Genomic DNA, 9,393 nt, shown 5'->3' with positions numbered 1-9,393 from the left:
TCGCGGATCTGCTCGCAGGCGTTCTTGATCGCCGCGCCGTTGAGGTCGGCACCGGAGCTGGCCGCGGTGGCGGAGGTGTTCGGCACCTTGTCGGTGCGCGTCGGTGCCAGCCGCACCCGCTCCAGCGGGACCCCCAGCGTGGTCGCGGCGACCTGCAGCATCTTGGTGTGCAGGCCCTGGCCCATCTCGGTGCCGCCGTGGTTGATCAGCACCGAGCCGTCCTTGTAGACGTGCACCAGCGCGCCGGCCTGGTTGAAGGCGGTGAGGTTGAACGAGATGCCGAACTTCACCGGCGTCATCGCCAGCCCGCGCTTGGTGTGCGGGTGGCGGCGGTTGAACTCCGCGACCTCCTCGCGGCGGCGGGCGACCTCGCCGGACTCGGCGACCTGGTCCCAGCAGGCCTGCAGGCGGTCGGCGTGCCGCACCGGCTGGCCGTACGGCGTGGTGTGGTGCGACTTGTAGAAGTTGCGCCGCCGCAGCTCGACCGGGTCGATGCCCAGGCGCGGCGCACACCGGCCGAGGATGTCCTCCATCACCAGCATGCCCTGCGGGCCGCCGAAGCCGCGGAACGCCGTCTGCGACGTCTTGTTGGTGCGCGCGATCCGCCCGTCCACCCGGACGTTCGGCACCCAGTAGGCGTTGTCGATGTGGCACAGCGCGCGGGCGAGCACCGGCTCGGACAGGTCGAGGCTCCAGCCGCCGTCGGCGGTGAGCGTCGCCTCCAGCCCGACGACGTGGCCCTCGTCGTCGAAGCCGACCCGCCACGTGCTGTGGAAGCCGTGCCGCTTGCCGGACATGGTGATGTCCTGCGTGCGGTTGAGGCGCAGCCGCACCGGGCGGCCGGTCAGCGTGGCGCCGAGCGCGGCGATCGCGGCGTAGCCGTGCGGCTGCATCTCCTTGCCGCCGAACGCCCCGCCCATCCGCAGGCACTGCACGGTGACCGCGTGGCTGGGCAGGCCCAGCACGTGCGCGACGATCTCCTGGGTCTCCGACGGGTGCTGCGTGCTGCTGTGCACCAGCACCTGCCCGCCCTCGTCGACCAGCGCCAGCGACGCGTGGGTCTCCAGGTAGAAGTGCTCCTGGCCGGCGAACTCGAACTCGCCCTCGAACACGTGCGCCGCGTCGTCCAGCGCACCGTCGACGTCACCGCGCTCCAGGTGCGGGCGGGCGCCCTGGAAGCTCTCCGCGGCGATCGCCTCCTGCACGGTCACCAGCGCCGGCAGCGGCTCGTACTCGACCTCGACCGCCTCCGCGCCGAGCCGGGCGGCCTCCAGCGTCTCGCCGAGCACCCAGCACACCGCGTGGCCGTGGAACATCACCTCGGTGGGGAAGAGGGGCTCGTCGTGCTTGATGCCGGCGTCGTTGACGCCGGGCACGTCGGCAGCCGTCAGCACCCGCACGACCCCGGGCACGTCGTACGCCGGCTCGGGGCGCAGCGACGTCACCAGGGCGTGCGTGTGCGGTGCCTGGACCGGCCACGCGTGCAGCGCACCGGCGGTGCGCACGACGAGGTCGTCGGTGTAGAGCGCCTCGCCGGTCACGTGCAGCGCGGCGCTCTCGTGGGGGAGCGGGATCCCGACGATCGGGTTCTCGGGACGCTCGGACAGTGCGCTCATGCCGAAACCTCCTGCAGGGGGGCCGGTCCGTCGGCCGGTCCGTGGGTGTGGAACAGGCGCAGCAGCGACTGGCCGAGCATCGCCGAGCGGTACGACGCGCTGGCGCGGTGGTCGTCCATCGGCGTCCCCTCCCCGGCGAGCACGGCGGCCGCGCGGCGCACGGTCTCCTCGGTCCAGGGCCGGCCGACGAGGGCGTCCTCGGTGGCGACGGCCCGCAGCGGCGTGGCGGCCACGCCGCCCAGCCCGATCCGCGCGCGGGCGACGACGCCGTCGGCGACCTCGAGCGCGTAGCCGACCGCGACGCTGGAGATGTCGTCGAAGCGGCGCTTGGCGATCTTGTGGAAGCCCACGAGCGGGGCGAGCGGCAGCGGCAGGCGGACCGCCTTGATCAGCTCGTCGTCGCTGCGCACGCTCTGGCGGTACCCGGTGAAGTAGTCCGCGAGCGGGACGACCCGCTCGCCGCGCGGCGAGGCCAGCACGACCTCGGCGTCCAGGGCCAGCAGCGCCGGCGGGGTGTCGCCGATCGGCGAGCCGGTGCCGATGTTGCCGCCGATGGTCGCGCTGTTGCGGATCAGCCGCGACGCGAACTGCGGGAACACCTCGGCGAGCAGCGGCACCCGGCCGGCGAGCCGGCGCTCGATCTCGGTGAGCGTGAGCGCGGCGCCGATCTCGACCACGTCGTCGCCGTACGACAGCTCGCGCAGCTCGGGCAGGCGGTCCACCGCGACGACGTAGGGCGCACGACGGCCGCGGATGTTGACCTCGACGCCCCAGTCGGTCGACCCGGCGACGACCTGGGCGTCGGGACGCGCGACGAGCAGGTCCAGCGCCTCGGCGAGCGACTGCGGGCGGACGAACTCCGCACCGTCGACCGCGACCCGGGTCGGGCGCGGCGCTGGCGGTGGCTCGGCCTGCCGCGCGGCGAACGCGTCGTCGGCCTCGGGGGCGCCGAGCGCGAAGGCGGCGTCGCGGATCGGGCGGTAGCCGGTGCAGCGGCACAGGTTCCCGCTCAGCGCGTGCAGGTCGACCCCGTTCGGGCCGTGCTCGTGGTCGCACGGCGCGACGTCGGTGCCGCGGCTCGTGCCGTTCACGGTGCCGTCGCCAGTGCCATCGCCAGTGCCGGCCGGCGTGGCGTCGCCGGTGCGGCCGGGGCGGTAGAACTCCGCGGCCAGGCTGCACACGAAGCCGGGGGTGCAGAAGCCGCACTGCGAACCGCCGCGGACGGCGATCTCCTGCTGCACCGGGTGCAGGTCGCTGCTGGTGCCGAGCCCCTCGCTGGTGACCAGCTCCTGGCCGTCGAGCGCGGCGACCGGGACGAGGCACGCGTTCACCGCGGTCCACTCGGTCGGGGCGTCGGTGCCGGGTCGGGCCACGAGGACGGAGCAGGCGCCGCACTCGCCCTCGGCGCAACCCTCCTTGGCGCCGGTCAGGCCGCGCTCGCGCAGCCAGTCCAGCGTCGTGGTGTGGGCGGCGATGCCGGCCAGGGGCACCTCGTCGCCGTTGACGGTGATGGTCGGAGTGCTGCTCATCGCTGGCTGCTCCAGGGGGTGCGGGTGCGTGCGCTGTGGATGGGGTTGGCCTCGCGGAGGAAGTCGTCGAAGCGGTGACCGGCGATCTTGGCGATCTCGATCAGGGCGGCGGCGTGCTCCTGCCGCTCACAGTTTCCCAGCCGGGAGGCGCCCTCGGCGAGGATCCGGTCGAGCGAGGGGGTGTCGCGCACCGAGATCACCAGCGGGAAGCCGAAGCGCTCGCGGTAGGCGTCGGTGAGCGCGGTCAGCGCCTCCTGGTCCGGCTCGGCCAGGTGGGTCAGGCCGCGGGAGGACTGGTCGCGCAGCGACTCCTCGCCGATGATGCCGTCGGCCACGAGGCGGGAGCCCAGGTCGGGGTAGGACTCGATCAGCTGGCGCTGCTCCTCGGCGGAACCGCCGAACAGGGCGTCCTGGAAGGCGCGGCGCAGGGCGTGGGTGTCGGCGAAGGGGCGCTGCTGCCAGGCCCGCTCGACCATCCACCGCGGGCCCTGGAAGAGGCCGGCGAAGGTGTCGACGAACTCGGTGCGGCTCATCTGGTTCACCTGGTCGAGGCGCACCGAGTCGCCCGGCATCCCGGCGACGGCCGGGCCGAAGTCCTTGCCGACGTGGTGGAAGAGGATGTTGAGCAGGATCGCGGTCAGGCTGCCCAGGGTGATGCCGCTGCCGAAGATGATCTCGGCCCAGTCCGGGACGGCCTGCGCGACCTGGGGCTGCGCGGTGACGTACATGGCGAGCCCGACGCTGGTGGCGACGATGACGACGTTGCGGTGGTCGTGGAAGTCGACCTTGGTCAGCGTCTGGAAGCCGACGACGGCGACGGTGGCGAACATGGCGAGCGCGGCGCCGCCCAGGACCGGGTGGGGGATGCCGGCGACGATCGCGCCGGCCTTCGGCAGCAGGCCCAGCAGGATCATGATCGCGCCGGCGGAGGCGACGACCCAGCGGCTCTTCACCTGGGTCAGCCGCACCAGCCCGACGTTCTCGGCGAAGCAGGTGTAGGGGAACGAGTTCAGCGTGCCGCCGAGGGTGGTGGCCAGGCCGTCGGCGCGCAGCGCGCGGGCGATGTCCTCGCGGTCGACGCGCTTCTCGACGATCTCACCGGTGGCGAACACGTCGCCGGTGGTCTCGACGGCGGTGATGAGCATGACGACGATCATCGAGACGATCGCGGCGAAGGAGAACTGCGGCCAGCCGAAGTGGAAGGGCGTGGTGACGCCGACCCAGCCGGCCTCGTTCACGGAGTCGAAGTGCGCGTCACCGAGCGCCCAGGCGACCAGCGTGCCGACGACCAGGCCGACGAGGACGGCGACCGTGGCCATGAAGCCCTTGAAGAACCGCTGGATCGCGACGATCAGCGCCAGCGTGCCCAGTGCGTAGGCCAGGTTGCGGCCGCTGGTCGGGTCCGACGTCGGGCCGGCGCCGCCGGTCGCGTCGGCCGCGGCGACCGGCAGCAGCGCGAGGCCGATGATCGTGATCACCGAGCCGGTGACCACCGGCGGGAAGAAGCGGATCAGCCGGCTGAAGAAGGGGGCGATGAAGAAGGTCGCGAGCCCGGCGACGATGACCGCGCCGTAGATCACCAGCAGGCCGTCGGTGCCGCCGCCGGCGGCCAGGCCGATCGCGATCATCGGCGACACGGCGGTGAACGTGACGCCCTGCAGCAGCGGGAGCCGGACGCCGACCTTCCAGAAGCCGACCGACTGGATGATCGAGGCGATGCCGCACGTGAAGAGGTCGGCGTTGATGAGGTGGATCAGCTGGTCGGTGCTGAGCCCGATCGCGTTCGCCAGCAGGATCGGCACGATCACCGCGCCGGCGTAGAACGCCAGCACGTGCTGCATGCCGTAGACCGCGAGCTTGCCTGCGGGGAGGACCTCGTCGACGGGGTGGACGCCGGCTGCGCGAGCCCGCTTCTCCGACCGGTTCGACCTCTGGAGTGCCTTCATCGCCTCACACCTTTCTCGGGGGCGTCGTCGCGGGCCCTCTGCTGTGACCCACGACACACAAGGATCGTCCCGGTGAGGTTTCTCGGGGCACCCGCCGATCCTCCGAAGATGACCTCATCTGCGCAGGGCGCCTTGTGCGATCCTCCAGCGCGGGGGTGCGGTCAGAGAGACTTGAGGGCGAGGAACACGTCGACCCGGTCCTCGAGGGTGCCCAGGTCGCGCCCGGTCAGCTCCTCGACCCGCGCGATCCGGTAGCGCACGGTGTTGACGTGCAGGTGGAGCGACTCTGCCGTGCGCGTCCACGACCCGGAGCAGGCGAGGAACTCCGCGAGCGTCGGCAGCAGGTCGCCGCTGCCGCGCTCGTCGTGCTCGATGACCTGCCCCAGCACGCGGTGCGCGTAGGTGCGTCGTACGTCGTCGGGGACCGTCGCGAGCAGCAGCACGTGGGAGGTCACCTCCTCCGACGACACCAGGGCGACCGCGCCGCCGCCGGAGCGGGCGACCCGGTGCGCGAAACGGGCCTCCTCGAGCGCGCCGGCCAGGGCGTCGATGCTGCTCTCGCCGCTCAACCCGATCGAGAGCGACCCGCGGGGGAGGCCCGGCGCGAGGCGGGTCAGGGAGCGGCGCAGCTGGTCGGTCAGACCGGGCCCGGCCGGCAGGAACGCGACGACCCCGCCGTCCGCCGAGGACGCCACGACCGACGGTCCGACGGCCTGCGCGACGTCCTCCAGCGCAACCGCGGCCACCTCGGGGAGGCCGCCGGTGAGCTCGGCCACCGCGACCACGAGCGGGCGGTCCGGGTCCAGCCCGGACTGGCGCAGTCGCGCGCCGATCCCCGCGGGCGTCGCGCCGGCCTCGACCTGCCCCAGCGTCTCGGCGGCCGCAGCACCCGCAGCCCCTCCTCGCGGCGGGACCGGTCGAGCGCGACGATCGCGCCCAGCTCGTGGATGGCGTCGAGCACGTCCTGGGGCCAGGCACGGTGGTCGCCCGCGACGACCAGCGCCCACCCGGTCAGCCGGTCGGCGAGGCCCGAGCCGACCGCGAGCAGGGAGTACGACGTGCCGCCGGCCTCGGCGACCGCGGGCACCACGTCGGCGGTGAGGAAGGCGCGGGTGAGCAGGTCGACGGTGTCCGGGTCGAGCTCGCCCGGTCCGGGCACGACGTGGCGCCCGCTCGCGGTCAGCACGCGGCAGGCGTGGCCGACCTCGGCGGACACCCGCGCGGCGAGCTCGTCGAGGCTGCGGCCCTCGGCGACGGCGGACAGCAGCTGTCGCTGGCGCACCAGGCTCGCGGACAACCGGGCGCCGACCCCCGCGGCTCCGGCGGCGGCCACGTGCTCGGTGATGTCGGCGAAGGGCACGTCCACCGGCACCTCGACCAGGGCGAGCTCGTGGCGCCGGCAGGCCTCGACGAGGTCGTCGGGGACCGAGCCCAGCTGGGCGGCACCGGCGAGGAGGCTGGCCGCCCCCCGGGACGCGATCGAGGTCACGAAGGTCTCGCTGTCCTCCGGCGTGCGCCGCCACACCAGGCCGGTGAGCACCAGCTCGCCGCCGGTCAGGAAGCGGCCCGGCTCGAGCAGGTCGATGGTGATGGTGCGACCGACCGGCCGCTCGAGCGAGCCGGGCGGTGCGTGCAGCAGCCGGAGCCCGAGGCCCGGTGTCGCCAGCAGCTCCGAGAGCAGCATCGTCGCCCCCCTTCTTGGAGGAAGGTACAACGCCGACCCGCCCTGGCGTCAGGTCTCTTGACACATCTGTGTGACCGCGACCACACTTCTACGCTTCGGAAACAGACTTCCACGATACGAAAACTTTCCGAGAAGTCTCCGCAATTCCGCGGGACCGAGAGGGGCACCCGATGCCGACGATCCTCGTGGTCAACGTCAACACCACCGCCTCGATGACGGACGCGATCGCGGCCTCCGCCCGGGCGGCAGCGCGACCGGGCACCGAGGTCGTCGCCCTCACGCCCCGGGTGGGTGCCGAGTCGTGCGAGGGCAACTTCGAGAGCTACTTCGCCGCCCTGGCGGTGATGAACGAGGTCGTCGCGTACGACGGACCGTTCGACGCCGTCGTCCAGGCCGGCTTCGGCGAGCACGGCCGCGAGGGCCTCCAGGAGCTCCTCGAGGTGCCGGTCGTCGACATCACCGAGGCGGCCGGCCACGTGGCCTCGCTGCTCGGCCACCGCTACTCCGTTGTCACCACCCTCGACCGCGCGGTCCCGCTCATCGAGGACCGGCTCCTGCTCGCCGGCCTCGACCGCCGGTGCGCGTCCGTGCGGTCCAGCGGCCTGTCCGTCCTCGAGCTCGAGGAGGACCCCGAGCGTGCCGTGAAGGTGATCGTCGCCGAGGCCCAGCGCGCCGTCCAGGACGACAAGGCCGAGGTCATCTGCCTGGGCTGCGGCGGCATGGCCGGCCTCGACGAGGCGGTCCACGCCGCCACCGGTGTGCCGGTGGTCGACGGCGTCGCCGCCGCCGTCCAGCTCGCCGAGAGCCTCGTCGCCCTGGGCCTGAGCACCAGCAAGGTCCGCACGTACGCGCCCCCGCGCCCCAAGCGCCTGACCGGCTGGCCGCTCCAGCCCTGAGCCAGAACCCCCAGATCCCCCCAGATCGCCCCAGATCCCCCCAGCTTCCTCCTGCCACCGCCACCCACCGAGGAGATCCGTCCATGATCAACGACGCCACCGACCACCCGGCCGGCGAAAGTGTCATCAAGCGGGACTACCACCCGCGCCTCACCAACGAGGACCTCGCTCCGCTCAAGAAGCAGACCTGGAGCTCCTACAACATCTTCGCGTTCTGGATGTCGGACGTGCACAGCGTCGGTGGCTACGTCACCATGGGCGCCCTGTTCGCGATCGGCCTCACTGCCTGGCAGGTGTTCGTCTGCCTGATCGTCGGCATCGTCATCGTCCAGTTCTTCTGCAACCTGGTCGCGAAGCCCAGCCAGATCGCCGGGGTCCCCTACCCGGTCACCTCCCGGGCGTCCTTCGGCGTCCTCGGTGCGAACATCCCGGCGATCATCCGCGGCCTCATCGCCGTCGCCTGGTACGGCGTCCAGACCTTCCTCGCCGCGCAGTCGCTGAACATCGTCTTCCTCAAGCTGTGGCCCGACTTCGCCGTGCCGCTGACCCAGCACGAGTTCCTCGGCCTCTCGGCCCTGGGCTACATCAGCTACGCGATCCTCTGGGTCCTGCAGGCACTGCTGTTCTGGCGCGGCATGGAGATGATCCGCAGGTTCGTCGACTTCGCCGGCCCGGCGGTCTACGTCGTGATGCTCGTGATGTGCCTCTACATGCTCTTCAAGGTCGACTTCAAGATCGACCTGAACCTCTCCGAGCACCAGCTCGGCGGCTGGACCCTGGTCTGGGCCATGTGCGGTGCCGTGGCCGCCGTCGTGTCGTACTTCTCCGGCCCGATGCTGAACTTCGGCGACTTCTCCCGCTACGCCCGGTCGTTCAAGGCGGTCAAGCGCGGCAACTTCCTCGGCCTGCCGATCAACTTCATCGTCTTCTCGCTGCTGACCGTGCTCACCGCGGCCGCCACCGTGCCGCTGTACGGCGAGCTGATCACCGACCCGATCGAGACCGTCGAGAAGCTCGACAGCACCTTCGCCATCGTGCTGGGCGGCGCGACCTTCGTGATCGCCACCATCGGCATCAACATCGTCGCCAACTTCATCAGCCCCGCGTTCGACTTCTCCCACGTCGACCCGCAGCGGATCAGCTGGCGCGCCGGCGGCATGATCGCCGCGGTCGGCTCGGTGCTGCTCACGCCCTGGAACTGGTACAACAACGACGAGGCGATCTTCTGGACCCTCGGCATCCTCGGCGCCCTGATCGGCCCGCTGTTCGGCATCCTCATCTCCGACTACTACATGATCCGCAGCCAGCGGATCGAGGTCGACGAGCTGTTCACCATGGAGGAGGACGGCGCCTACTGGTACCAGAAGGGCACCAACATGGCGGCCGTGCACGCCCTGCTCATCGCCGGCTTCTTCTCGCTCGGGTCGGTGATCGTGCCGAGGTTGTGGGCGATGCTCGGTGACGGCTCCTCGCCGATCGACTGGATGAGCAACTACAGCTGGTTCATCGGCTGCGGTGTCGGCTTCGTCGCCTACTACTTCATCGCCCAGGCGATGGAGGTCGCGGCCACCTCGCGGTGCCGCGACGAGGACCAGCCGGTCCCCACCGCAGTGGTCTGACGGCGCCGGCCGTCCCACCGGCCGTCGTCCCACCTGCGCCCCGCCCCCGCCGGTACGCCCGTGCCGGGGGCGGGGTTTTTCCTTGCCCCACGCGGGTTTCCGG

Annotated in this window: 6 protein-coding genes and 1 pseudogene; 2 read left to right on the top strand and 5 right to left on the bottom strand. The window is 72.0% G+C overall.

Annotated features, from left to right (window positions below; genetic code table 11):
- The 5 genes and pseudogenes from L615_RS11150 to L615_RS24210 all read right to left on the bottom strand — a co-directional run.
- Positions 1-1,616, bottom strand: a 1,616-nt coding sequence (locus L615_RS11150) for a xanthine dehydrogenase molybdopterin binding subunit (protein ID WP_261376644.1), incomplete at its 3' end; no start/stop codon positions are given.
- Positions 1,613-3,145 (bottom strand): xanthine dehydrogenase small subunit, encoded by a 1,533-nt coding sequence (locus tag L615_RS11145; RefSeq protein ID WP_036518450.1) that lies wholly within the window; start codon positions 3,143-3,145, stop codon positions 1,613-1,615. The genes L615_RS11145 and L615_RS11150, both read right to left, overlap by 4 nt.
- Entirely contained in the window at positions 3,142-5,091 is a 1,950-nt protein-coding gene (gene uraD / locus L615_RS11140; protein WP_145725114.1) for a 2-oxo-4-hydroxy-4-carboxy-5-ureidoimidazoline decarboxylase, read from the bottom strand. Before uraD ends, L615_RS11145 begins: the two co-directional genes overlap by 4 nt.
- 161 nt (positions 5,092-5,252) lie before the next feature.
- Positions 5,253-5,876 (bottom strand): CdaR family transcriptional regulator, encoded by a 624-nt coding sequence (locus L615_RS11135; protein ID WP_261376643.1) that lies wholly within the window; start codon positions 5,874-5,876, stop codon positions 5,253-5,255.
- A 551-nt stretch (positions 5,877-6,427) separates the two neighbouring features.
- Positions 6,428-6,775 (bottom strand): annotated as a pseudogene (locus L615_RS24210) (PucR family transcriptional regulator ligand-binding domain-containing protein); the annotation flags it as partial.
- Between the two features lie 170 nt (positions 6,776-6,945).
- Between L615_RS24210 and L615_RS11125 the strand changes: the two are divergent.
- A complete protein-coding gene (locus tag L615_RS11125; protein WP_145725112.1) occupies positions 6,946-7,671 on the top strand; it encodes an aspartate/glutamate racemase family protein in 726 nt (241 codons plus the stop codon).
- 83 nt (positions 7,672-7,754) lie between these two features.
- On the top strand, positions 7,755-9,290 hold the full coding sequence (locus L615_RS11120; protein ID WP_145725111.1) for an NCS1 family nucleobase:cation symporter-1: 1,536 nt from the start codon (positions 7,755-7,757) through the stop codon (positions 9,288-9,290).
- Positions 9,291-9,393: the final 103 nt, after the last annotated feature.

This window comes from Nocardioides sp. J9, from assembly GCF_007829375.1.
Classification (GTDB): domain Bacteria; phylum Actinomycetota; class Actinomycetes; order Propionibacteriales; family Nocardioidaceae; genus Nocardioides.
The sequence above is the reverse complement of the archived record's forward strand: the minus strand, read 5'-3'. Positions and strand labels throughout refer to the sequence as shown.

What these genes read in the sequence shown, in the direction of transcription:
- L615_RS11145 (WP_036518450.1), bottom strand. Translation starts at nt 3,145, where the DNA reads ATGAGCAGCACTCCGACCATCACCGTCAACGGCGACGAGGTGCCCCTG.
- uraD (WP_145725114.1), bottom strand. Translation starts at nt 5,091, where the DNA reads ATGAAGGCACTCCAGAGGTCGAACCGGTCGGAGAAGCGGGCTCGCGCA.
- L615_RS11125 (WP_145725112.1), top strand. Translation starts at nt 6,946, where the DNA reads ATGCCGACGATCCTCGTGGTCAACGTCAACACCACCGCCTCGATGACG.
- L615_RS11120 (WP_145725111.1), top strand. Translation starts at nt 7,755, where the DNA reads ATGATCAACGACGCCACCGACCACCCGGCCGGCGAAAGTGTCATCAAG.